This is a genomic window from Aquamicrobium terrae (assembly GCF_040545735.1).
GTDB classification, from domain to species: Bacteria; Pseudomonadota; Alphaproteobacteria; order Rhizobiales; family Rhizobiaceae; genus Mesorhizobium; species Mesorhizobium terrae_A.
On record NZ_JBEPML010000003.1, the window covers coordinates 95,432 to 117,154 of the forward strand.

The window sequence follows — 21,723 nt, forward strand, 5'->3', positions numbered from 1 at the left end:
AGGAAACCCAAGTGGTAGTGCGGTTCGTGACGAGGGGCAAATGATTTTCGGGGAAACCATTCTGGCGCTGTCGAGTGGTCGCCTGCCTGCCGGCGTGGCTGTCCTCCGCCTTTCCGGGCCGCAAACTCGATTCGTTGTCGAAACGATCTGCGGTTCTGTGCCGCCGCCCCGCAAGGCAACGCTCCAGATCCTCCGTTCTCCCGCCGGCGAGATACTGGATCGTGGATTGACGCTGTTCTTTCCGGCGCCTCACAGCTTTACCGGCGAGGACGTGGCCGAATTCCAGGTGCATGGGGGCCAGGCCGTCGTTTCCGCAATCCTGCGTGAGGTCACGGCCATACCGGGAGTCCGTCACGCCGAACCGGGGGAATTCACCCGCCGTGCCTTCCTGAATGGCAGGCTCGACCTTGTCCAGACCGAGGCCCTGGCCGATCTGATCAACGCCGACACCGAGGCACAGCGCCGTTTTGCCCAAAGCAATGCCGATGGCGCGCAAAGCATGCTCTATAATGGATGGCGGCAGCGGCTGATTCATGCGCGAGCCATGATCGAGGCCGAAATCGACTTTGCCGATGAGGGCGATGTGCCGGGTTCGGTCGCGTCTGCCATCTGGACGGACATGGCAACCCTTGCCGAGGATATTGGGGGGCACATCAAGGGGTTTTCGGCCGCCGAAATCATCCAGGACGGGTTCAAGGTGGCGATCCTGGGCGCGCCCAATGCTGGCAAGTCCAGCCTGTTCAATGCGCTGGCCCGCCGCGAGGCGGCCATCGTCACGGATGAGCCCGGTACGACGCGCGATGTTCTGGAAGTGGCGCTGGACCTCGACGGGCTCAAGGTGATGATTGCCGACACGGCCGGGCTGCGCGAGGGCGCCGGCAAGGTGGAAAGCATCGGAATAGAAAAGGCGAAGGCGCGGGGCAAAGCCGCCGATCTTGTTCTGGTGCTGGAAGATCTGGTCGACCCGCAGCCCATCGATACACATTGGCTTTCTGTCGATAGAATCACCGTTGGTACCAAGCTGGATCTGGTGGAGGCTCACGAGGGCCGGGCCTGCCATGATTTCCGGATTTCAACGCTGACGGGAGCGGGCATCGAGCCCTTGCTGAACGAGATCAGGAAGCGCACCGAAGCGAGGCTGAAAGTTGCCGGAGACATTTTGCCGTCACGGCTGCGCCATGTGGAACTGCTGGAAGACACTCTTGGACATTTGAGAAATGCGCTGAGTGGCTCCCATCATCCTCTGGAGATCAGGGCGGAAGAATTGCGCATGGCGGCGGATCGACTTGGGCGCATCACCGGCGCGATCGATGTGGAGGATTTGCTGGATGTCATCTTTGCACAGTTTTGTATCGGCAAGTGACTCACGTGAAACACCGCCAATGAAGCTGACTCACGTGAAACAGGGCGAGTTCCACCGCAGGGTTTCTCGCACCCGTTTCACGTGAAACACCTGCACAAGCCATTGACAGGCACCATGCGGTTGAACATGTGTCATCCATGAACAGAGATTTGGAAATGGAACAGACTTACGATGTCATCGTCGTTGGTGGCGGACATGCCGGCTGCGAAGCGGCCAGCGCGGCGGCGCGCAGTGGCGCCCGCACGGGCTTGGTAACACTGGATGCCGACAAGATCGGCGTGATGTCCTGCAATCCGGCCATCGGTGGGCTCGGGAAAGGGCAACTCGTCCGGGAAGTCGATGCCTTTGATGGGCTGATGGGACGCGTGGCTGATCAGGCCGGGATCCAGTTCCGCATGCTCAATCGCCGCAAGGGGCCGGCTGTACGCGGGCCTCGAACGCAGGCCGACCGCAAGCTCTACAGGCTGGGTGTCCAGGCCGCATTGCGCGCGCAGGCCGGGCTTGATGTGATCGAAGGCGAGGTCCACGACCTGGAGATCGAGAACGGCAAGGTCGCGGCGGTGCTGCTGGCCGACGGGCAACGGCTGTGCTGCGGCGCCGTGGTGCTCACCACCGGGACTTTTCTGCGCGGCCTGATCCATATCGGCGACAGGAAGATCGTTGCCGGCCGGATGAACGAGCAGGCTACATCTGGATTGTCCGCGACTATGGCGCGGGAAGGATTCCTGCTCGGCCGGCTCAAGACAGGCACACCGCCCCGGCTGGATGGGCGGACGATCGATTGGGCATCGCTCGAAATGCAGGCCGCGGATGAGGATCCGGTGCCGTTCTCGTCGATGACGGATAAGATTACCGTGCCGCAGATCGAATGCGGCATCACCCGCACGACCACGGCGACCCATGAGCTGATCCGGGCCAATCTCGGGCGCTCGGCCATGTATTCCGGTTCGATCGAAGGTATCGGACCGCGCTATTGTCCGTCCATCGAGGACAAGATCGTCAAGTTCGGCGATCGCGAGACGCACCAGATCTTTCTGGAGCCGGAGGGATTGGACGATCATACGGTCTATCCGAATGGCATTTCGACCTCCTTGCCGGAAGATGTGCAGGTTGAAATCCTCAAGACGATCCCCGGTCTCGAACTTGCTGTCATGCTGCAACCCGGCTATGCGATCGAGTATGATCATGTCGATCCCCGCGAACTTGAAGCGACACTTGAAACCAGGCGGGTAAGTGGCCTGTTTCTGGCTGGCCAGATCAATGGGACAACGGGGTATGAGGAGGCAGCCGGCCAGGGACTGGTTGCCGGCCTCAACGCGGCGCGCAAGGCATCGGGCGCGGGCCCGGTCACGGTCAGCCGCACCGAAGCCTATATCGGCGTGATGATCGACGATCTGATCCATCGCGGCGTCACCGAACCTTACCGTATGTTCACCTCGCGGGCCGAGTTCCGCCTGTCGCTGCGGGCGGACAATGCCGACGCGCGGCTGACACCCCTGGCGATCGAACTCGGGATTGTTTCGGCCGAGCGCCGCGCGCGATTTGAGAAGGCTCGCAAGGCTCTCGAAGCCGCCCGGACTCTGGCCAGAAGCATCGAACTGACGCCGCGCGAAGCTGCCCGCCATGGCTTGGCGATCAATCAGGATGGCGTGCGTCGCTCGGCCTATGATTTGTTGAGCTACGCGGAGGTCGATGTCGACTGGCTGTCGAAGCTCGATCCCGCCTTCGCGCAGATTGGCAGGAAGACGGCCGAGGCACTGGAAATTGAAGCCAAATACGCCGTCTATATGGAACGGCAGAAGGCGGATGTGGCCCGCATCCAAACCGAGGAAGCGAGGCTCATTCCATTCGATTTGAATTTCGGGACCCTGCCCGGATTGTCGAACGAACTGAAGCAGAAGATGGGACTGAGGAAGCCACGTTCCATAGCCGAGGCGCAACGCATCGAAGGGATGACGCCGGCTGCGCTTGCCATCATCATTGCCCATATCCGCAACCATGAACAGGCCAATCGCAAGGGCGCGGCATGACCGATCCGCGTTATGAGTCGCTGCGGGCAGCGGTCGAACCCGTTTCACGTGAAACGTTCGAGGAACTGGTGCGATTCGAATCGCTGTTCCTGAAATGGAATCAGCGGATCAATCTGGCCGCCAGCTCGACACTTTCCGACGTGTGGGGGCGGCATATCGTGGACAGCGCCCAGTTGGCGACGCTGGCGCCGGCGGCAACCAGATGGCTGGACCTTGGCTCCGGCGGCGGCTTTCCGGGTCTCGTACTTGCTTTCCTGATGCGGGAGCGGGGTGGCGCGATCGACCTCGTCGAGAGCAACCGCAAGAAGGCGGGTTTTTTGCAGGCCATGGTCGGGGAATTCAATCTGCCTGCCCGGATTGTGGCGCGGCGGATCGAAGACGCGCCCGGCATTGTCGGCCAGCCGCAGGTGGTGACGGCGCGGGCGCTGGCCTCGCTCCCCCTGCTTCTGGAGCTGGCTTCGCCCTGGCTGCTGGCCGGCGCCACGGCCCTGTTTCACAAAGGTCGGGATTACCGGTTGGAAGTCGAAGAAAGCGGTCAACGTTGGTCCTTCGATCTGATAGAACATGGCAGTTCGACCGATTCCGAAGGAGTCGTGCTTGAGATTCGCAATCTGAGCGTCAGGTAAGAGCGTCCTTCTATCGGAGTGAATTTCCGGCAGGAAAGCATGATCAGCAGCAAACCCCGCATCATCACCGTGGCGAACCAGAAGGGCGGCGTCGGCAAGACAACGACGACGATCAATCTCGCCACCGCCCTGGCCGCCATCGGCGAGAAGGTTCTCATCGTCGATCTCGATCCGCAGGGCAATGCCAGCACGGGACTCGGCATCGAGCGCAAGGATCGCTCGGTTTCGTCTTATGACGTGCTCACCGGCGCCGCCAGCATCGAGGCGGCGGCGATGCAAACGGTCGTGCCGGGCTTATCCATCGTGCCGTCGACCTTGGACCTGCTGGGCGTCGAGATGGAAATCGCGGCGGCGCCCGACCGGGTTTTGCGGCTACGCAATGCCTTGCGCGCCGCGGTCGAGCGCAGCAATCCGTTCAGCTATGTGCTGATCGACTGCCCGCCGTCGCTCAATCTGCTGACCCTCAATTCGATGGCCGCGGCGGATTCGGTGCTGGTTCCGTTGCAATGCGAGTTCTTTGCGCTGGAAGGTCTCAGCCAGTTGCTGGAAACCGTGCAGCAGGTGCGCGGTTCCATCAATCCGCAACTGGAAATCCAGGGCATCGTGCTGACCATGTATGACGGCCGCAACAACCTCGCCAACCAGGTGGTTCAGGATGTGCGGGCGCATATGGGCGAGAAGGTCTACGAGACGGTCATTCCGCGCAATGTGCGGGTGTCCGAGGCCCCGTCCTATGGCAAGCCGGCCATTCTCTATGACCTGAAGTGCTCGGGAAGCCAGGCCTATTTGCAGCTCGCCTCGGAAGTAATCCGCCGCGAGCGGCGCCTGCGGGCCGCATGATCCCAAGCCAGGCAAGACCAGTCAGGGCCTGGATTGATTCGATAGTGAAACGGTTTTGGTGAACGATGAACGATGATCCTTCAAGAAAGCGGCTGGGGCGCGGACTGGCGGCGCTGATCGGTGAGATCGATCGTCCCGCGGAACCCGAAAAGCCGGCTGCATTGGCCGACGGCAAGGTGCCGATCGAGTTCGTGGCACCCAACCCGCGCAATCCGCGCCGGCACTTCGGCGAGGCCGAACTGACCGATCTTGCCCAGTCCATTCGTGAGCACGGCATCGTCCAGCCGGTCGTGGTGCGCCCGTCGCCGCTCCAGCAGGGTCGCTACGAGATCATCGCCGGCGAGCGCCGCTGGCGCGCGGCGCAGCGTGCCGGCCTGGCCGAAATCCCGGTCATCGTGCGCGATGTCAGCGACCGTACGGCGCTTGAACTGGCGATCATCGAAAACGTGCAGCGCGCCGATCTCAATCCGATCGAAGAGGCGCTGGGCTACGAGCAACTGATCGAGGAACACAGCTACAGCCAGGCCGATCTGGGGCAGGTGATCGGCAAGAGCCGCAGCCATGTCGCCAACACGCTGCGATTGCTGAAACTGCCCGATGTGATCCGCGACCTCGTGGTCGACGGATCCCTGTCGGCCGGCCATGCCCGTACCCTGGTCACGGCCGAGGATCCGGTGGGGTTGGCCAGACGCATCATCGACGAAGGACTGTCGGTGCGCCAGGCGGAAGTGTTGGCGCAGGCGCCTGCCGCACCCGTGCGCGACGGCCGTTCCTCCGCGCCGGCGGAGAAGGATGCCGACACCATTGCGCTGGAGAAGCTGCTTGGCGATACGATCGGCATGAAGGTGTCGATCGCCCACAAGGAGCGGGGCGGCGGCGAGCTGCGCGTCGCCTACAAGACTCTCGACCAGCTCGACGAATTGTGCCGCAAGCTGAAGCTTTGAGCTGGTCCCGCTGCCCTATCGAACGGCCGCCATCGTGCGGGCTTTTCTTTACCTTATTGTTTTTAAAGTATATTATTGCCAGTTCAGGTCTGTCGGAAGCGGCCATCTACTCTCTCTGCGCACACGGAGAGAGGAAGGCAACAGCGTTGCGGACGGCATCCTTCTCCTGTCATGGGGGAAGGAGGGCAGTCCAGCCTGAACCTGAACGGCTCCAGCTTGGTTTCCTAACCGCATTTATGCAACGCCAGACGTTTCCGTCTGGCCGCAAAAAGCTCTATCGGCGCGAGAAGCGGGCGCTTTCCACGGCAATGCCCAGCAAAGCCTGCCGCACCAGCGCCGAGGCAAGGTCGGGACGTCGGCGCGATTGCAGCACCGCGGCCTGAAGCCGTCCCAGGGCGCGTTCGATGGCCTGCCGGTTCCAGCGCTCCAGCGTGCGTTCGATGAGCTTGCGGCGGGAAAAGAAGACCGGCGGCCGCGCGCCGGCCACGACCGAAGCGGCGTTGCGGCCGCTTTCCTCCATGGCGCCGCGCATGGCATGGATGGCATGGAACTGGCGCATGGTGCCGGACAGCGCCAGGAAGGGCTGGCCGCCGGCCTGGCAATGGCGGGCGAAGGCGCTGTCGAAATCGCCGATGCGCCCGTCCAGCACCGCGTCGACGGCGTCGTCCAGGGACTGGCCGGAAACGTCGCCGGTCATGGCCTTCACGTCCTCGAGCGAGATTTCCGGCTGGCCCAGTGCATATAGCGTCAGCTTCTGCAACTCGGCGCGGGTCGCAAGCCGGTCCCCGCCGAGATTGCGGCGCAGCGCCTGCCTTGCCTCCAGCGCCATGGTGATGCCGGCCTTGCGCAATTCGTCGTCGATCACCGCCTCGATGTCGCGACCGTCATCGGCATAGCACGGCAGGGCCATGCCGCCGTCCGCGCCTTCCACGACCGTGCGCAGCGCGGCGCCCTTCTTGAGGTCGCCGGCCTCGATCAGGATCGTGGCGTCGCGCGCCGGTTCGGCAAGCAGAGCCTTGACCTCGTCGGCCAGGCCCTTCTGGCCGGAGGCGTTGCGCACCCACAGCAGGCGGCGGTCCGAGAACATCGGTACGGTTTGGGCCTCTTCCAGCAGCCGGCCTTCGCCGCGTTCCACCTCAGCCCCGTCCAGCTTCACGACGCTGAAGGGATCGTCGAGCGGCAGGCCGGTGCGTTCGGCAAAAGCCTTGCCGCGTTCCGCCACCAGCCCGCGATCGGGGCCGTAGAGCAGCACGAGGAAGGTCTTCGGGTCCGGCCGCGCCAGCCAGGAATCGACTTCATGAGCTTTCTTCTGTGCCATGCGGGATTTCTAGAGCATTGGAGCGGAAAGGGGAATCCGGTTTCCCAGCCAGACCGATGCAGGGAGTGAAAGCCATTTCACGGAAGTCGGGTTGCCTTGCGTCGGAAGTGGGCAGGCGTTTTTCGTGCGCGACGATGCTTCGGCTGGCCGCCGGCGAGCAGCTATGCGCAGCATTCATCAACGGAACAAGCCCGCCGCATTCGCTTTATTGCCGCAGGATGATCGTCAAAAATGGGAAATTGCTCGGCTTTCCTGCCAATATCCGGGCATCGCCGCTGCTGTTCCGGGTCGCTGCTGTTCGGACAGCGATTATGTGCGATGATCGGACGTGGCGACAGGAGGAGAGGTCATGACCGACACCGGAATGTTGCGATTCCATGTGCCCGAACCGGAGGTAAGGCCGGGCGGCACGCCGGATTTCTCGAATGTGCCGATCCCCAAGGCCGGCTCGGTGCCGCGGCCGCCGGTCGATGTCGATCCGCGCGAGATCCGCGATCTTGCCTTTTCCATCATCCGCGTTCTGAACCGGGCCGGTGAAGCGGTCGGCCCCTGGTCGGGCTCCCTGACCGACGAGGCGTTGCTGGAAGGCCTGCGCCATATGATGACGCTGCGCGCCTTTGATGCCCGCATGCAGATGGCGCAGCGGCAGGGCAAGACTTCCTTCTACATGCAGCATCTGGGCGAGGAGGCCGTCAGCTGCGCCTTCCGCAAGGCGCTGGCGCCCGGCGACATGAACTTCCCGACCTATCGCCAGGCCGGCCTGCTGATCGCGGGCGGCTATCCGATGGTCACCATGATGAACCAGATCTACTCCAACGAGGCCGACCCGCTGAAGGGCCGGCAATTGCCGATCATGTATTCCTCGAAGGAGCACGGCTTCTTCTCGATCTCCGGCAATCTGGCCACCCAATATATCCAGGCGGTGGGCTGGGCGATGGCCTCGGCCATCAGCGGCGACAACCGCATCGCGGTGGGCTGGATCGGCGACGGATCGACCGCAGAGTCGGATTTCCACGCCGCGCTAGTGTTCGCCTCCACCTACAAGGCGCCCGTGGTGCTCAATGTGGTCAACAACCAGTGGGCGATCTCGACCTTCCAGGGCATCGCCCGCGGCGGTTCCGGCACGTTCGCGGCGCGGGGCCTCGGTTTCGGCATTCCGGCCCTGCGTGTCGACGGCAACGACTATCTCGCCGTGCATGCTGTGGCGCAATGGGCTATCGAACGCGCCCGCCGCAATCTGGGGCCGACGCTTATCGAGTACGTCACCTACCGGGCCGGCGCGCATTCGACCTCGGACGACCCGTCCGCCTACCGTCCCAAGGCGGAATCCGATGCCTGGCCGCTCGGCGATCCGGTCATCCGGCTGAAGAACCATCTCATCCGGCTCGGCGTCTGGTCGGACGAGCGGCACGCACAGGCCGAGGCCGAGATTCTCGACACGGTGATCGCGGCGCAGAAGCAGGCCGAGGAACACGGCACGCTGCATTCGGGCAACAAGCCTTCGACGCGCGACATGTTCGAGGGGGTTTACGAACAGATGCCGCCGCATTTGCGGCGCCAGCGCCAGCAGGCGGGGGTGTAGGCCATGGCGCGCAAGACCATGATCGAGGCCATCCGCGACGCCATGGACGTCTCGATGGGGCGTGACGAACGCGTCATCGTGTTCGGCGAGGATGTCGGCTTCTTCGGCGGCGTCTTCCGCTGCACGGCCGGCTTGCAGGCCAAATACGGCAAGAACCGCTGCTTCGACGCGCCGATCAACGAATCCGGCATCGTCGGCGCCGCCATCGGCATGGCCGCCTATGGCCTGCGCCCTTGCGTGGAAGTGCAGTTCGCCGACTATGTCTATCCGGGTTACGATCAGATCGTTTCGGAAGCGGCACGGCTGCGCTACCGCTCCAATGGCGATTTCACCTGCCCCATCGTGGTGCGCATGCCGACCGGCGGCGGCATCTTCGGCGGCCAGACCCACAGCCAAAGCCCCGAGGCGCTGTTCACCCACGTCTCCGGCCTCAAGGTCGTGGTGCCTTCCAATCCCCGCGACGCCAAGGGCCTGCTGATCGCGGCGATCGAGGATCCCGATCCAGTGATCTTCCTCGAGCCCAAGCGCCTCTATAACGGTCCCTTCGACGGCCACCACGAACGCCCGGTCACCTCATGGTCGAAGCACGAACTGGGCGAGGTGCCGGACGGGCATTATACGGTGCCGCTCGGCAAGGCCGCCGTCCGCCGCGAGGGCAGCGACGTCACCGTGCTCACCTACGGCACCATGGTCTATGTGGCTGAGGCGGCGGCCGCGGAAACCGGCGTCGACGCCGAGATCATCGACCTGCGCACGCTTTTGCCGCTCGATCTGGACGCCATCGTCGCCTCGGTCACCAAGACCGGGCGCTGCGTGGTGGTGCACGAGGCGACGCAGACTTCCGGCTTCGGCGCCGAACTGGCCGCCCTGGTGCAGGAGCACTGCTTCTATCATCTGGAAGCGCCGGTGGCGCGGGTGACGGGCTGGGACACGCCCTATCCGCATGCGCAGGAATGGGACTATTTCCCCGGGCCGGCGCGTGTCGGCCGGGCACTTGTCGAGACGATGGAGGCTTGAGATGGGCGAGCACGTCATCAGGCTTCCCGATGTCGGCGAGGGCGTGGCCGAGGCCGAGCTGGTCGAATGGCATGTCAAAGTCGGCGACATGGTGCGCGAGGACACGGTGCTGGCCGCCGTGATGACCGACAAGGCGACGGTCGAGATCCCGTCGCCGGTGGAGGGCGAAATCCTGTGGCTCGGTGCCGAGATCGGCGACACGGTCGCCATCGGCTCGCCCATCGTGCGTCTCAAGGTGGCCGGCGAGGGCAATGTCCAGGAAGGCGATGCGACGCCGGAAGCGCCGGAAGCGCCCCAGCTGCCCCCACAGGAAAAGAAGGTCGTTCCAGACAACCCAGCCAAGCCGGCGGCTGTGGAACCAGAGAAGAAGCAGCCGGTTGCGGCTCCGGCTCAGCCGGGCGGAACCCGCAGCGCCGGCATCGGCGCGCCGCGCCGCGAGGGCGAGAAGCCGCTGGCTTCGCCGGCGGTGCGGCTGCGGGCTAGGGAAGCCGGCATTGATCTCCGGCAAGTGCCCGGCAGCGGGCCGGCGGGCCGCATCGGCCATGAGGATCTAGACGCCTTCATCGCGCGCGGCCCGCAGCCCGGCAAGGTGTCCGGCCTCGTGCGCAACGATCGCGTCGAGGAGATCAAGGTTGTCGGGCTGAGGCGCAAGATCGCCGAGAAGATGCAGCTGGCCAAGGCGCGCATCCCGCACATCACCTATGTCGAGGAGGTGGATGTGACGGCCCTGGAGGACCTGCGTGCCGGCCTCAACAAGCAGAAGCCCGGCGCGGACCGGCCGAAGCTGACGCTGCTGCCCTTCCTCATGCGCGCCATGGTCAAGGCCATTGCCGAACAGCCGCATCTCAACGCGCTCTATGACGACGATGCCGGCATCATCCGCCAATATGGCGGGGTGCATATCGGCATCGCTGCGCAGACCGCCAGCGGCCTCGTGGTCCCGGTGGTCAAGCACGTCGAAGCCCGCGACCTGTGGGAGTGCGGCGCCGAGCTGAACCGGCTGGCGGAAGCCGCGAAATCCGGCACCGCGACGCGCGAGGAGCTTTCCGGCTCGACCATCACCATCACCTCGCTCGGCGCCATGGGCGGCGTGGTGACGACGCCGGTCATCAACTATCCGGAAGTCGCGATCATCGGCGTCAACAAGATGATGGTGCGCCCGATGTGGGACGGAACGCAGTTCGTGCCGCGCAAGATGATGAACCTGTCCTCCTCCTTCGACCACCGTGTCATCGATGGCTGGGATGCCGCCGTCTTCGTGCAGCGCATCAAGGCGCTGCTCGAGACCCCGGCCATGATCTTCGTGGAGGGCTAGCCATGCAGAAAGAAAGCCGGCTCATGATCGCTAATCTTACGGGCACGGGAGATCGTCGATGAAGGAGATTTCCTGCAAGCTTCTGGTCATCGGCGCCGGCCCGGGCGGCTATGTGTGCGCCATTCGCGCCGGCCAGCTCGGGCTCGACACGGTCATTGTCGAAGCCGGCAAGCCAGGCGGCACCTGCCTCAACATCGGCTGCATCCCCTCCAAGGCCCTGATCCATGCCGCCGAAGCCTTCGAGCAAGCCAGGGCGCGTGCCGGGGGCGACGATCCGCTGGGTATTTCGGCAGCCGCGCCGGGCCTCGATTTTGGCAAAACGGTTGGGTGGAAAGATGCAATCGTTAGCCGGCTTACCAGCGGCGTTGCCGGGCTTTTGAAGAAAGCCAAGGTCAAATATGTGCAGGGTCATGCCCGGTTCCGCGATGGCAAGACCATCGAGGTGGAGACGGAAACCGGCCAGCAGATCATCCGGGCCGAGAACGTCGTTATCGCCACCGGTTCGGCGCCGGTGGAACTGCTCTCGCTGTCGTTCGGCGGGCGGGTGATCTCGTCTACCGAGGCGTTGTCGCTCGCGGACGTGCCGCAGAAGCTGGCCGTGGTGGGGGGCGGTTATATCGGGCTCGAACTCGGCACTGCCTTCGCCAAGATGGGCGCCAAGGTCACCATCGTCGAGGCGCTGCCGCGCATTCTTGCCCAATATGACGCCGAGCTGGTGCGGCCGGTGTCGAAGCGGCTTGCGGCGCTCGGCATCGATGTGCTGGTCGGCGCCAAGGCCAAGGGCCTGCCCTCGAAGGGCGATGCGCTGCTGATCGAGACGGCCGACGGCAAGGACAGGAAGATCGCCGCCGACAAGGTGCTGGTCACCGTCGGCCGCAGGCCGGTGACGGACGGCTGGGGCCTGGAGGAAATCGACCTCGACATGAACGGCCGCTTCATCCGTATCGACGACCGCTGCCGCACCTCCATGCGCGGCATCTATGCCATCGGCGACGTCACCGGCGAGCCGATGCTGGCGCACCGGGCCATGGCGCAGGGCGAGATGGTGGCCGAGATCGTCGCCGGTCACCGACGCAGCTGGGACAAGCGCGCCATTCCCGCCATCTGCTTCACCGATCCCGAACTGGTGACGGCCGGCCTGTCGCCCGAGGAAGCCAGGGCGCTGGGCGAGATCAAGATCGGGATGTTCCCGTTCTCCGCCAATGGCCGGGCCATGACGAAGCAGGGCGAGGACGGCTTCGTGCGCGTGGTGGCGCGGGCCGACAACCATCTGGTGCTGGGCATCCAGGCGGTCGGGCAGGGCGTGTCGGAACTGGCGGCGGCCTTCGGCCTGGCGCTGGAGATGGGCGCGCGGCTGGAGGATATCGCCGGCACCATCCATGCGCATCCCACGCAAGGCGAGGCCTTCCAGGAAGCCGCGCTCAAGGCGCTCGGCATGGCGCTGCATATTTGAACGGAAGCGCAAACGCGGCAGGGGAAAGCCGCGTCGCTGATAATCGGCCGCGGGGTGAATGGTGCCGCTACCCCTCCATGGCCAGCACCGCAATGATGGCGATCACGGAAAGGATGATCACCATCAGGGGATATTTGCGCGGGGGAGGGGCGCTGTCGGTCGGTTTTTCCGAGCCGGTCATCGAAACACGCACTCCTGGACCAGAGTTTCGAGGTTTCCCGGCCGGGCGGTCCGGAAGGTGACGGCCGTCTGGTTCTGGCCCGCATCCGCAAACTCGACGACAGTGCTGTCGGGCTGGTCGCTCCCTACGAATATACGGACCATGCGGAAGCCGTAGAGGTCATCCCTGCGCCGGAAGTTTTCCGGACCGACGCTTTCATAAAAGCAATCGGCCAGCTGCCGGTAATGCCCCGAGACGATCGTGGTCTTGAAGGTCGAAGCCGTGAGCTGGCACCCGGCGAGAAGCGACAGGGCAAGCAGGGGGAGCCCAACGCACCGGCCGACAATCGTGGCGGATTGCCCTCGTACCATTATCCGCGCACTGCCCGCGCACCCCAGATCAGGATGCATGCACCGATGCAGCCGGCGACGAGGTAGCCAAGCCAGCCGCCGAACGACACGCCGAGAAGGCCGAAGATGAAACTGGCCACTGCGGCGCCGATGATCCCCAGGATGATGTTCATGAAGATGCCGGTGTTGCTGTCCATGAACCGGGATGCGATCCAGCCGGCCAGGCCGCCGATGATGATTGCCGCAATCCAGCCGATGCCTGCTTCTTCCATGCCAATTCTCCTCGTCACGCGTTATGAAAAAGAATGGGAAACGAGGATGAAAGGTCAAGGTCGGCCGCGCCCTGGAGCATTTTTTATCGGCCCCTGTGGCAGAATAGACAGTGGGCTTTGGCGGGAAAAAGCGCGCGTAACAATGGCTGGACCATAGCCGTCCCTAGAAAACGGCAAAAACGCCTGCATCAGAAAATAACCGGCAAATGCGGAAATCAAAATCAGGGGGGATGACCATGATCATCATTCTCCCGGAGTTCCGAATTAACAAAACTGGAAGTACGCCGCCAATGATGATCGGAAGAAGGACAAGGAACCAGCTCAGATAGATGAGGTGGTGATCATGCATTGCAGGAATTGCCGATGAAACCCTGCAAGGCACAAATCCGGGCAGCAGGCCGCCGCCTTAACCGACCGTTAACTTGCCGGGCGCAGGGATGATCGGCACCCCGCCTTGCGGGAAGGCACTCAGGCAACAGGCCCGCCATCCGCAAGGGTGGCGGGCTCTTTCGCATTGTCTCTTCGCAAACGGATTGTTGCAGATGGGACGGGAGGGATCTTTTGGACGCAGAACGGTTTGGCTGCGGCATGAAAATCCCGCAAAGGATGTGACAGGCCCGGAATTTTGCTGGTGATCCCGGCAGGAATCGAACCTGCGACCTACAGATTAGGAATCTGCCGCTCTATCCTACTGAGCTACGGGACCACTGGCGCAGACACATAACGGTTTCGCGCCCGCTCGCCAAGGCGGGGCGCTTCAAAAACACGCGGCGCCGCGCAAATCCGCGCATCCGGCCCCGGCTTAGGGCGCCAGCGCCGTCTCCGCCAGCCGCACCCAGTAGCTGACGCCGTGCGGGATCGCCTCGTCGTTGAAGTCGTAGGCGGGGTGGTGCAGCCCGGCGCTGTCGCCATTGCCGAGGAAGATGAAGGCGCCGGGGCGCGCTTCCAGCATGTAGGAAAAATCCTCGCCGGCCATCAGCGGCGGCATGTCCCGGTCCACCAGGGCGGCGCCGGCAATGGCGGCGGCGACATCGCCGGCGAAGGCGGTTTCGGGCGCATGGTTGAAGGTCACCGGATAGTTGGGCCGGAAATCGAGGTCCACCGAGACGCCGAACGTGGCGGCGATGCCGTCGCAGACCGCCCTCAGCCGTTCTTCCGCCAGCTTCGCGGTTTCGGCCTTCAATGTGCGCACGGTGCCGGCCAATTCCGCCTGCTCGGGAATGATGTTGTGGGCATCGCCGGCATGGAACTTCGTCACCGACACCACCGCCGCCTCCAGAGGATCGACATTGCGCCCGACGATGGATTGCAGCGCGGTCACCAGATGGCTGGCCGCCACGATCGGATCGAGGGTACGCTGGGGCATGGCGGCGTGGCCGCCCCGGCCGGCCACCTTGATGTCGAACTCGGCGGTCGCGGCTAGAATGGGGCCCTGCCTGGTGGCGAAGTTCCCGACCGGCAGGCCGGGAAGATTGTGCATCCCGAACACGTTCTCGATGCCGAAGCGGTCCATCAGCCCGTCCTTGACCATTTCGCGGCCGCCGCCGCCGCCTTCCTCGGCCGGCTGGAAGATCACGGCGACCGTGCCGGCAAAATTGCGGGTCTCGGCCAGATAGGAAGCCGCGCCGAGCAGCATGGCGGTGTGGCCGTCATGGCCGCAGGCGTGCATCTTGCCGGTGCGGGTCGAGGCATAGGGCTTGCCGGTGATCTCGCCGATCGGTAGCGCGTCCATGTCGGCGCGTAGGCCGATTGTGCGGCCCTGGCCCAGCTTTCCGCGGATGAGACCGACCACGCCGGTGCGGCCGATGCCCGTCACCACCTCGTCGCAGCCGAATGCGGCCAGCTTGTCGGCCACGAAGGCGGCGGTCTCGACCACGTCGAAGCCAAGTTCCGGTCTGCTGTGCAGATGGCGGCGCCAGCCGGCGACTTCTTCCTGCATTTCGGCGGCGCGGTTCAGGATGGGCATGGTTTCTCTCGGCTCCGGATGGACAAATCGCGGTCGCGGGATGACGACCGGCCTTTGCCATGTTGACGACATATAGGTTAAATAGCACCGGCTGAAGCGGCCGGGGAAGAGCGGGCAGCGCCATTGCCGCGCGCCCGAGGGCCAGACCGACCACGGCACAGGATGTTCAGGATTACCATGACGACCACGCGTTTCGTGAAACTGGCGCTTTTCGGCGCGCTCGGGCTCGGTGCCCTCCCGGCTCCGGCAGCCGCCAACCCGACGCTGCTGTTCGAGCTGAACACGGGCAGGGTGCTTGCGCATGAAGATGCGTTCAAGCGCTGGTACCCGGCTTCGCTTACCAAGCTGATGACGGCTTATGTCACCTTCCGCGCCATCGAGGCGGGCGAGGTGGCGCTCGATTCGCCGATCAAGATGACGCGCAACGCCGTCAACCAGCCGCCGAGCAAGATGGGCTTCAAGACCGGCCAGGTGATGCGGCTCGACAATGCGCTCAAGATGATGCTCGTCAAGTCCGCCAACGATATCGCCATGGCCATCGGCGAGAATATCGGCGGCACCCAGGCCGATTTTGCCCTTCGCATGAATGCGGAAGCCGCGCGCCTCGGCATGAGCGGCAGCCATTTCGTCAACCCCAACGGGCTGTTCTCGCCCGAGCAATACACGACGGCGCGCGACATGGCGGTGCTGGTCACGGCGCTGCGCCGCGATTTCCCGCAGTATAATTCCTGGTACGGCATCGAGGGGCTCGCCTTCGGCAAGAGCAAGATCCCCAATTACAATCTTCTGGTCGGCCGCTATCCGGGTGCCGACGGCATGAAGACCGGCTTCGTGTGCGAATCGGGCTTCAATCTGGTCGGCACGGCGACCCGCAACGGGCGCACGCTGGCGGCCGTGGTGTTCGGGGAGAAGAACGGGCTTGCCCGCGCCGAGGCGGTGGCGAAGCTGCTCGACGCCGGTTTCGCCACGCAGGGCCAGGGCAGCGCCAGCCTCGCGACGCTGGCGCCCTATGGCGATACGCAGACGCCGACGGACCTGCGCCCGGTGATCTGCAAGCCCGCCCAGGCCGCCGCCCAGTCGGAGGCCTCGACCGGGCCGAAGGAAGGGCCGAAATCGATCTACCAGCAGAAGCTGACCGATCCCAAGCTGGTCGTGGTCAGCCTCGGAGGCGCCACCGGCCCGGTGCCGAAGGCCATGGTCGGCCGCGTCGAATATGCCGACGTGCCGGTGCCGAGCTGGCGGCCCGACCTGCCGCCGCCGGCCTTCGCCGCCTCGGCCCAGGGCGGCTGACCCGCTCCATGCCCGGCTTTCCCATTCCCGTCACGGTGCTGACCGGCTTCCTCGGCTCCGGCAAGACGACGCTGCTCAACCGGCTCCTCAAGACCCCCGAGCTGAAGGACACCGCCGTCATCATCAACGAGTTTGGTGACGTCGCCATCGACCATCTGCTGGTCGAGCAGGCCTCTGATGGCATCATCGAACTGTCGGATGGCTGCCTGTGCTGCACGGTGCGCGGCGAGCTGGTCGATACGCTGGCCGAGTTGGTCGACCGGGTGCAGACCGGGCGCATCGCAGCCTTGTCGCGCGTCGTCATCGAGACGACCGGCCTTGCCGATCCCGCGCCGGTGCTGCAGTCGATCATGGCGCATCCGGTGCTATTGCAGGCCTTCCGCCTGGACGGGGTGCTGACGCTGGTCGATGCCGTCAACGGCGCTGCGACGCTGGATGCCCATATGGAGGCGGTGAAGCAGGCGGCGGTTGCCGACCGCATCGTCCTCTCCAAGCTCGACATGGTCGCCGGCGAGGCGGTTCCGGCCGGGCTGACGGCGCGGCTCAGCCGGCTCAATCCGTCGGCGCCGATCCTCGATGTCCGCAATGCCGGGCTGCGGGACCTGTTCGGTTGCGGGCTCTACGACCCCGAAACCAAGACCGCCGACGTGCGCCGCTGGCTGGGGGAAGCGCGGCATGACCATGATAACTATGCCTGCGAGGGGCACCACGACCACGACGCGCACCATCGCCACCACCATCACGACGGGCGCATCCGCACCGACACCTTGGTCCATGACGGGCCGGTGCCTTTCGCGGCCATCGAGATGTTCCTCGACCTGCTGCGCTCCACCCATGGCGAGAACCTGCTGCGCATGAAGGGCATCGTCGAGCTGGCCGAGGACCCTTCGCGGCCGCTGGTGGTGCATGGCGTTCAGAGGATCCTGCATCCGCCGGCGCGCCTGCCCGCATGGCCGGACGACAAGCGCGGCACGCGGCTGGTGCTGATCACCTTCGACATGCCGGGCGACTATGTGGCGCGTCTGTTCGCGGCGATCACCAATGTGCCGCAGATCGACATGCCGGACCGCGCGGCGCTCGAAGGCAATCCGCTGGCCATCCCGGGACGATAAGCCCCGGACTCAGCCGCCCCGCTCGATCAGGAAGCGGTGGGCGCCGTCCAGCGCCGTGGTTTCGATCAGCAGATGGCCGGCCTCGTTGCAGAAGGCGGGAATGTCGAGCACGGCCAGCGGATCGGTGGTTTCCACCCACAGGAGCGCGCCCCGGGGAAGGCCGGCGAGGCGCTTGCGCGCCTTCAGCACCGGCAGGGGGCAGTTGAGGCCCCGCAGATCATAGACGTCGATGTCGTCGGGCAAGGCTATGTCAGCCGCCGAACATGCCGAGCAGCCGCTTCTTCAACTTGGCGGCGGTGCCTTCGTCCGCGTTTTGTGATTGCGCGGTCTGCATCGGCGGCGCGGGCTGGACGGGCGCCTGCGCCGCGACCTCGGCGGCTTTGGCCGCGGCGGCCGCCTCGACCTTCTGCGTTTCCTTCGCCGCCTTGGCGGCGGCGACCGCGGCCGCCTTTTCCTCGGCAGCCTTCTTCTTGGCTGCCTCTTCCGCCTCGATCGCGGCCATGCGGCGGCCTTCGGCGGAATCGATGCGGCCCATGCGCTCGGTCTGGGTGACGGTCCCGTCGGGGTTCAGCGACGGCGGCTCGATCGGCACGCGCTCGCCGCGGGCGCGCTTGCGCGTCCATTCCGAAACGATGTTGGCTTCCTTGACGCCGGCGATGGTCGGCTTCGGCGCCGGGGTGGAGGCTTTCAGCGCGCTGTTGAAGGCCGCCTCATAGTTGCTCTGGTAGCTGCTGTAGGCGACCTTCAGCGAATCCGGCTGCGAACTGGCCGGGCAGGCGCCGGTCGGGTTGAAGGGCTGGCCGTCGACCGGAAGCTGGTTGAACACATAGCGCCGCTCGCACACGTCGACCTTCGGCGGCACCTTGGTCAGCTCGAAATGATCGTAGCCGACCTTGAGCATCTTCCAGAACTCGTAGTTCGGGTCGTTGCGGTAGCGCGCCATGTTGGCGGCGGTCATGCGGAAGGGGAAGGCCTGCACCTGGAACTCGGTCTGCCCGCCCTGGAAGGCGTCGCGGCCGAAGGCGTAGATTTCCTCGATCTGCTGGTCGGTCATCGAATAGCAGCCGGCCGACGAGCAGGCGCCGTGCACCATCAGATTGGAGCCGGTGCGGCCGTTGGCGCGGTCATAGGCGTTCGGGTAGCCGATGTTGAAGGCCAGGTGGTATTGCGAGTTCGGCTTCATCTGCGAGGGCCGCACCGTGTAGAAGCCTTCCGGCGCCTGCCGGTCGCCCTCGGTGAATTTCGGCCCGAGCTTGCCCGACCATTTGCAGATGTCGTAGCTGGCGATGAGGTCGTAGCGGCCGTTGGTCTTCTGCTTCCAGATTTCCAGCTTGCCCTCTTCCTTGAACACACGCGCCAGGATCGGCGACGTCTTGTTCATGCCCTTGGCCTTCATCGCCTGAAGGACCTTAGGCGGAAGCTGCCGGTTGGCATGCTGGGGGGCGAAGTCCCCGATGGAGGAATCGGTACATCCGGCAAGCGCGATGGCACCGATGAGAAGTCCGGCCCTGGCGAAACTGGTCAGCATGGACACGCTCTTCGTCTTTGTCCCCGTTCCGGCCTGCCGGCCGGGTGATGTCTCAAATCTGGCGGCGCCGGACGATTGCACCTTCAGATCAACCGGTGAAACCGTCCAATTTCCTGAAACCTGCCCGGCCAAGGAATCGCCGCGCATTTTCCTAGAATTGTCTTAGTCTCGTTAACCTTGCAAAATCCTTACCGCAAGCCGGCCGGATGTGCCTTGACCCCCAAACGGCCTTCACAGCTTCGTTACGGGGGATGCGGCGGCATCTTTATGGCGAAAATGCGGTTGTGGGCGCAACGATCAGAGGTTGCGACCCATCGCCAGGTATTTTTCACGTCGTTGCTCGCGGAAATCGACATTGCCTTCGCCGAATTCCTTCATGGTGCGGGCGATCAGGTCGCCGGTGGCGGTGATGACCGCTTCGGGCCCACGATGGGCGCCGCCGAGCGGCTCGGGGATCACGGCATCGACGATCTTGAGATTGAGCAGGTCCTGCGCGGTGATCTTCATGTTGGTCGCCGCATCCCTGGAGCGCGTGGTGTCGCGCCACAGGATGGAAGCCGCGCCCTCCGGCGAGATCACCGAATAGATGGCGTGCTCGAGCATGTAGACCCGGTTGGCGGTGGCGATGGCGATGGCGCCGCCCGAGCCGCCCTCGCCGATGATCACCGCGATGGACGGGACCTTCAGGCCGAGACCGGCCGAGGTCGAACGCGCAATGGCCTCGGCCTGGCCGCGTTCCTCGGCGCCGACGCCGGGATAGGCGCCGGCCGTGTCGACCAGCGAGATCAGCGGGATGCCGAAGCGGTCGGCCAGTTCCATGATGCGCACCGCCTTGCGGTAGCCCTCGGGGCGCACCGAGCCGAAATTGTGCTTCAGCCGGCTGGCGGTATCGGAACCTTTTTCCTGGCCGAGGATCGCCACCGGCTCGCCGCGGAAGCGGGCGAAGCCGCCGACCAGCGCCTGGTCCTCGCCGAAAGTGCGGTCGCCGGCCAGCGGCGTGAATTCGGTGAACAGGCCCCTGACATAGTCGAGGCAATGGGGACGGTCGGGATGGCGCGCCACCTGCACCTTCTGCCACGGGCTCAGCGCCTTGTAGAGATCGCGGAGCGCGTCGCGGGAGCGCTTTTCAAGCCGGGCGATCTCGTCTGCAACGTCCACGGACTCGCCGCCTTCGGCAAGCTTCTTCAGTTCCAGGATCTTGCCTTCGAGATCGGCAACCGGTTTTTCGAAGTCGAGGTAATTGTACATTCGTGAGCGGACCAGTGCGCCGGAAATGGCGTTGATTGATGCCTGCGCAACCGTGAACGGAAGGTTATCAGGCGCGAAATGTCGCCCTCACATAACGATATGAGGCCTAGTCGGCAAGCGGATGGTGGTCATTGACCAGCCGCACCAGCCGCTCTTCCAGCACATGGGTGTAGATCTGGGTGGTGGAGATGTCGGCATGGCCGAGCAACTGCTGCACGGCGCGAAGATCGGCGCCGTTCTGCAGCAGGTGGCTGGCGAAGGCATGGCGCAGCACGTGCGGCGAGATCTTCGCCGCCGAAATGCCGGCCCGCGCGGCAAGGCCCTTGAGGTCGCGGGCGAAGACCTGCCTTGCAAGATAGCCGCTCGCGGAGGCGGCCGGGAACAGGAACGGGCTCTCGGCGAAGGCCGGCACCTTGGCCCGTGCCGCCAGCCAGGCCTGCATGGCGGCGCGCGCCTTGGCCGAAAGCGGCACCATGCGCTCCTTGCCGCCTTTGCCCTTGACCATGAAGAAACGCTCGTCGCGCAGGGCGACCGCGACGGGCAGGCCGACCAGCTCGGAGACGCGCAGGCCGGTCGCATAGAGCACCTCGACCAGCGCGTGCAGGCGCAGCGCGGCAACGGCGTCGCCGCCGGCCAAGGCGGGGTCGGCGGCCTCCAGGGCCGCGCGGTCGAGCAGGCGGCCGGTGTCGGCCTCGCTCATGATCCTGGGCAGCGCTTTCTTCTTCTTCGGGCTGTCGAGCGTGCCGGTGGGATCGTCCGCCCGCAGCCCCTCGGCATAGAGGAAGGCGAAGAACTGGCGCAGCGCCGAAAGCTTGCGGGCCTGCGAGGAGGCGGCGAAGCCGCGCCCGGCGATGTCGTCCAGATAGGCGCGCAGTGCGGCCGCATCGGCCCCGCCCAGCCCGCCCCCGATGATGTCCGAGGCATCCTCGAGATCGCGGCGGTAGGAGTCCAGCGTGTTGCGGGCGGCGCCGCGTTCCGCGCTCATCATCTCGAGGAAGGCTTCGATGCGGGCGGCGTCCTTCATGGCCGGTGGCAGCCTATCTTTGCGGGTTCAGCTTTTCGGGCGGGATGCGCACGCTGAGTTCCGCCTGCTTCGGCTCCACGAACATGACCAGCGCCACCATGGCGCCATAGACGATGCCGGCCAGTACGGCGAGCGTGACGACGAAACGGAACAGTGTCGGCATGAATTTTCGCTGGTTCTTTCTCGCCGGCCCGGAATTGTCCCCTTATGAGGCGCTGCCGCCGCCATTTCAAGGGCATGCCTACGCCCGCGCTGCCTTGTGCTGCTTGACGCAACCCGGCTTTT

At 64.8% G+C, this 21,723-nt stretch carries 22 protein-coding genes and 1 tRNA gene; 13 read left to right on the forward strand and 10 right to left on the reverse strand.

Annotated features, from left to right (window positions below):
* Window positions 1–40 precede the first annotated feature (40 nt).
* From mnmE to ABID37_RS05625, 5 genes are all read left to right on the forward strand, one after another.
* Window positions 41–1,363 carry a tRNA uridine-5-carboxymethylaminomethyl(34) synthesis GTPase MnmE gene (mnmE, locus tag ABID37_RS05605; RefSeq protein ID WP_354193171.1) on the forward strand — a complete coding sequence of 441 codons (1,323 nt, stop codon included), beginning with the start codon at window positions 41–43 and terminating at the stop codon, window positions 1,361–1,363.
* Between the two features lie 155 nt (window positions 1,364–1,518).
* Complete coding sequence (gene mnmG / locus ABID37_RS05610; RefSeq protein WP_354193172.1) at window positions 1,519–3,393, forward strand: tRNA uridine-5-carboxymethylaminomethyl(34) synthesis enzyme MnmG; 1,875 nt, start codon at window positions 1,519–1,521, stop codon at window positions 3,391–3,393.
* The gene (gene rsmG / locus ABID37_RS05615; RefSeq protein WP_354193174.1) at window positions 3,390–4,019 is read left to right on the forward strand and encodes a 16S rRNA (guanine(527)-N(7))-methyltransferase RsmG; all 630 of its coding nucleotides are present in this window, start codon (window positions 3,390–3,392) and stop codon (window positions 4,017–4,019) included. The genes mnmG and rsmG overlap by 4 nt, the downstream gene beginning before the upstream one ends.
* Before the next feature lie 39 nt (window positions 4,020–4,058).
* Complete coding sequence (locus tag ABID37_RS05620) at window positions 4,059–4,859, forward strand: ParA family protein (RefSeq protein WP_354193175.1); 801 nt, start codon at window positions 4,059–4,061, stop codon at window positions 4,857–4,859.
* 65 nt (window positions 4,860–4,924) lie between these two features.
* A complete protein-coding gene (locus tag ABID37_RS05625) occupies window positions 4,925–5,803 on the forward strand; it encodes a ParB/RepB/Spo0J family partition protein (RefSeq protein WP_354193176.1) in 879 nt (292 codons plus the stop codon).
* Window positions 5,804–6,077: 274 nt separating this feature from the next.
* On the opposite strand, the gene holA is transcribed toward ABID37_RS05625, so the two are convergent.
* Window positions 6,078–7,121: a DNA polymerase III subunit delta gene (gene holA / locus ABID37_RS05630; protein WP_354193177.1), complete on the reverse strand. Its 1,044-nt coding sequence runs from the start codon at window positions 7,119–7,121 to the stop codon at window positions 6,078–6,080.
* Window positions 7,122–7,245: 124 nt separating this feature from the next.
* Here holA and ABID37_RS05635 point away from each other — a divergent pair, with 124 nt between their 5' ends.
* The 5 genes from ABID37_RS05635 to lpdA are packed head-to-tail and all read left to right on the forward strand — an operon-like array spanning window position 7,246 to window position 12,488.
* Complete coding sequence (locus tag ABID37_RS05635) at window positions 7,246–7,443, forward strand: hypothetical protein (RefSeq protein WP_354193178.1); 198 nt, start codon at window positions 7,246–7,248, stop codon at window positions 7,441–7,443.
* Window positions 7,444–7,470: 27 nt separating this feature from the next.
* Entirely contained in the window at window positions 7,471–8,703 is a 1,233-nt protein-coding gene (locus ABID37_RS05640; RefSeq protein ID WP_354193180.1) for a 3-methyl-2-oxobutanoate dehydrogenase (2-methylpropanoyl-transferring) subunit alpha, read from the forward strand.
* Between the two features lie 3 nt (window positions 8,704–8,706).
* Window positions 8,707–9,720, forward strand: coding sequence for an alpha-ketoacid dehydrogenase subunit beta (locus tag ABID37_RS05645; protein WP_354193182.1), 1,014 nt, complete (start codon window positions 8,707–8,709; stop codon window positions 9,718–9,720).
* A gap of 1 nt (window position 9,721) precedes the next feature.
* Window positions 9,722–11,035, forward strand: coding sequence for a dihydrolipoamide acetyltransferase family protein (locus ABID37_RS05650; RefSeq protein WP_354193183.1), 1,314 nt, complete (start codon window positions 9,722–9,724; stop codon window positions 11,033–11,035).
* A 58-nt stretch (window positions 11,036–11,093) separates the two neighbouring features.
* A complete protein-coding gene (gene lpdA / locus ABID37_RS05655) occupies window positions 11,094–12,488 on the forward strand; it encodes a dihydrolipoyl dehydrogenase (RefSeq protein WP_354193184.1) in 1,395 nt (464 codons plus the stop codon).
* A 177-nt stretch (window positions 12,489–12,665) separates the two neighbouring features.
* Here lpdA and ABID37_RS05660 read toward each other — a convergent pair whose 3' ends face one another.
* The 4 genes from ABID37_RS05660 to ABID37_RS05675 all read right to left on the reverse strand — a co-directional run bounded on the left by ABID37_RS05660 (window position 12,666) and on the right by ABID37_RS05675 (window position 15,236).
* Window positions 12,666–13,058: a hypothetical protein gene (locus ABID37_RS05660; protein ID WP_354193185.1), complete on the reverse strand. Its 393-nt coding sequence runs from the start codon at window positions 13,056–13,058 to the stop codon at window positions 12,666–12,668.
* Window positions 13,019–13,270: a GlsB/YeaQ/YmgE family stress response membrane protein gene (locus tag ABID37_RS05665; RefSeq protein ID WP_354193187.1), complete on the reverse strand. Its 252-nt coding sequence runs from the start codon at window positions 13,268–13,270 to the stop codon at window positions 13,019–13,021. The genes ABID37_RS05660 and ABID37_RS05665 overlap by 40 nt, the downstream gene beginning before the upstream one ends.
* Before the next feature lie 629 nt (window positions 13,271–13,899).
* Window positions 13,900–13,976: transfer RNA gene (locus ABID37_RS05670), tRNA-Arg, on the reverse strand.
* Between the two features lie 96 nt (window positions 13,977–14,072).
* Window positions 14,073–15,236 carry a M20 aminoacylase family protein gene (locus tag ABID37_RS05675; RefSeq protein ID WP_354193189.1) on the reverse strand — a complete coding sequence of 388 codons (1,164 nt, stop codon included), beginning with the start codon at window positions 15,234–15,236 and terminating at the stop codon, window positions 14,073–14,075.
* Window positions 15,237–15,413: 177 nt separating this feature from the next.
* On the opposite strand from ABID37_RS05675, the gene ABID37_RS05680 reads away from it, so the two are divergent.
* Both ABID37_RS05680 and ABID37_RS05685 read left to right on the forward strand, forming a co-directional pair.
* Window positions 15,414–16,526 carry a D-alanyl-D-alanine carboxypeptidase family protein gene (locus tag ABID37_RS05680; protein WP_354193191.1) on the forward strand — a complete coding sequence of 371 codons (1,113 nt, stop codon included), beginning with the start codon at window positions 15,414–15,416 and terminating at the stop codon, window positions 16,524–16,526.
* 8 nt (window positions 16,527–16,534) lie between these two features.
* Complete coding sequence (locus tag ABID37_RS05685; RefSeq protein WP_354193192.1) at window positions 16,535–17,638, forward strand: CobW family GTP-binding protein; 1,104 nt, start codon at window positions 16,535–16,537, stop codon at window positions 17,636–17,638.
* A 9-nt stretch (window positions 17,639–17,647) separates the two neighbouring features.
* Here ABID37_RS05685 and ABID37_RS05690 read toward each other — a convergent pair whose 3' ends face one another.
* Window positions 17,648–17,881: a sulfurtransferase TusA family protein gene (locus tag ABID37_RS05690; protein ID WP_354193193.1), complete on the reverse strand. Its 234-nt coding sequence runs from the start codon at window positions 17,879–17,881 to the stop codon at window positions 17,648–17,650.
* Window positions 17,882–17,888: 7 nt separating this feature from the next.
* Complete coding sequence (locus ABID37_RS05695; RefSeq protein ID WP_354193194.1) at window positions 17,889–19,166, reverse strand: L,D-transpeptidase family protein; 1,278 nt, start codon at window positions 19,164–19,166, stop codon at window positions 17,889–17,891.
* Between ABID37_RS05695 and ABID37_RS05700 the strand changes: the two genes are divergently transcribed.
* Entirely contained in the window at window positions 19,165–19,332 is a 168-nt protein-coding gene (locus ABID37_RS05700) for a hypothetical protein (protein ID WP_354193195.1), read from the forward strand. The genes ABID37_RS05695 and ABID37_RS05700 overlap by 2 nt on opposite strands.
* Window positions 19,333–19,463: 131 nt before the next feature.
* Here the strand turns inward: ABID37_RS05700 and ABID37_RS05705 are convergent, their stop codons facing one another.
* The 3 genes from ABID37_RS05705 to ABID37_RS05715 all read right to left on the reverse strand — a co-directional run bounded on the left by ABID37_RS05705 (window position 19,464) and on the right by ABID37_RS05715 (window position 21,601).
* Window positions 19,464–20,414, reverse strand: coding sequence for an acetyl-CoA carboxylase carboxyltransferase subunit alpha (locus ABID37_RS05705; protein WP_354193196.1), 951 nt, complete (start codon window positions 20,412–20,414; stop codon window positions 19,464–19,466).
* Window positions 20,415–20,520: 106 nt separating this feature from the next.
* Window positions 20,521–21,438, reverse strand: a complete 918-nt coding sequence (locus ABID37_RS05710; protein WP_354193197.1) for a site-specific tyrosine recombinase XerD — start codon at window positions 21,436–21,438, stop codon at window positions 20,521–20,523.
* 13 nt (window positions 21,439–21,451) lie between these two features.
* A complete protein-coding gene (locus tag ABID37_RS05715; protein ID WP_354193198.1) occupies window positions 21,452–21,601 on the reverse strand; it encodes a histidine kinase in 150 nt (49 codons plus the stop codon).
* Window positions 21,602–21,723: the final 122 nt, after the last annotated feature.

What these genes read in the sequence shown, in the direction of transcription:
- mnmE (WP_354193171.1), top strand. Translation starts at nt 41, where the DNA reads ATGATTTTCGGGGAAACCATTCTGGCGCTGTCGAGTGGTCGCCTGCCT.
- mnmG (WP_354193172.1), top strand. Translation starts at nt 1,519, where the DNA reads ATGGAACAGACTTACGATGTCATCGTCGTTGGTGGCGGACATGCCGGC.
- rsmG (WP_354193174.1), top strand. Translation starts at nt 3,390, where the DNA reads ATGACCGATCCGCGTTATGAGTCGCTGCGGGCAGCGGTCGAACCCGTT.
- ABID37_RS05620 (WP_354193175.1), top strand. Translation starts at nt 4,059, where the DNA reads ATGATCAGCAGCAAACCCCGCATCATCACCGTGGCGAACCAGAAGGGC.
- ABID37_RS05625 (WP_354193176.1), top strand. Translation starts at nt 4,925, where the DNA reads ATGAACGATGATCCTTCAAGAAAGCGGCTGGGGCGCGGACTGGCGGCG.
- holA (WP_354193177.1), bottom strand. Translation starts at nt 7,121, where the DNA reads ATGGCACAGAAGAAAGCTCATGAAGTCGATTCCTGGCTGGCGCGGCCG.
- ABID37_RS05640 (WP_354193180.1), top strand. Translation starts at nt 7,471, where the DNA reads ATGACCGACACCGGAATGTTGCGATTCCATGTGCCCGAACCGGAGGTA.
- ABID37_RS05645 (WP_354193182.1), top strand. Translation starts at nt 8,707, where the DNA reads ATGGCGCGCAAGACCATGATCGAGGCCATCCGCGACGCCATGGACGTC.
- ABID37_RS05650 (WP_354193183.1), top strand. Translation starts at nt 9,722, where the DNA reads ATGGGCGAGCACGTCATCAGGCTTCCCGATGTCGGCGAGGGCGTGGCC.
- lpdA (WP_354193184.1), top strand. Translation starts at nt 11,094, where the DNA reads ATGAAGGAGATTTCCTGCAAGCTTCTGGTCATCGGCGCCGGCCCGGGC.
- ABID37_RS05660 (WP_354193185.1), bottom strand. Translation starts at nt 13,058, where the DNA reads ATGCATCCTGATCTGGGGTGCGCGGGCAGTGCGCGGATAATGGTACGA.
- ABID37_RS05665 (WP_354193187.1), bottom strand. Translation starts at nt 13,270, where the DNA reads ATGGAAGAAGCAGGCATCGGCTGGATTGCGGCAATCATCATCGGCGGC.
- ABID37_RS05675 (WP_354193189.1), bottom strand. Translation starts at nt 15,236, where the DNA reads ATGCCCATCCTGAACCGCGCCGCCGAAATGCAGGAAGAAGTCGCCGGC.
- ABID37_RS05680 (WP_354193191.1), top strand. Translation starts at nt 15,414, where the DNA reads ATGACGACCACGCGTTTCGTGAAACTGGCGCTTTTCGGCGCGCTCGGG.
- ABID37_RS05685 (WP_354193192.1), top strand. Translation starts at nt 16,535, where the DNA reads ATGCCCGGCTTTCCCATTCCCGTCACGGTGCTGACCGGCTTCCTCGGC.
- ABID37_RS05700 (WP_354193195.1), top strand. Translation starts at nt 19,165, where the DNA reads ATGGACACGCTCTTCGTCTTTGTCCCCGTTCCGGCCTGCCGGCCGGGT.
- ABID37_RS05695 (WP_354193194.1), bottom strand. Translation starts at nt 19,166, where the DNA reads ATGCTGACCAGTTTCGCCAGGGCCGGACTTCTCATCGGTGCCATCGCG.
- ABID37_RS05705 (WP_354193196.1), bottom strand. Translation starts at nt 20,414, where the DNA reads ATGTACAATTACCTCGACTTCGAAAAACCGGTTGCCGATCTCGAAGGC.
- ABID37_RS05710 (WP_354193197.1), bottom strand. Translation starts at nt 21,438, where the DNA reads ATGAAGGACGCCGCCCGCATCGAAGCCTTCCTCGAGATGATGAGCGCG.
- ABID37_RS05715 (WP_354193198.1), bottom strand. Translation starts at nt 21,601, where the DNA reads ATGCCGACACTGTTCCGTTTCGTCGTCACGCTCGCCGTACTGGCCGGC.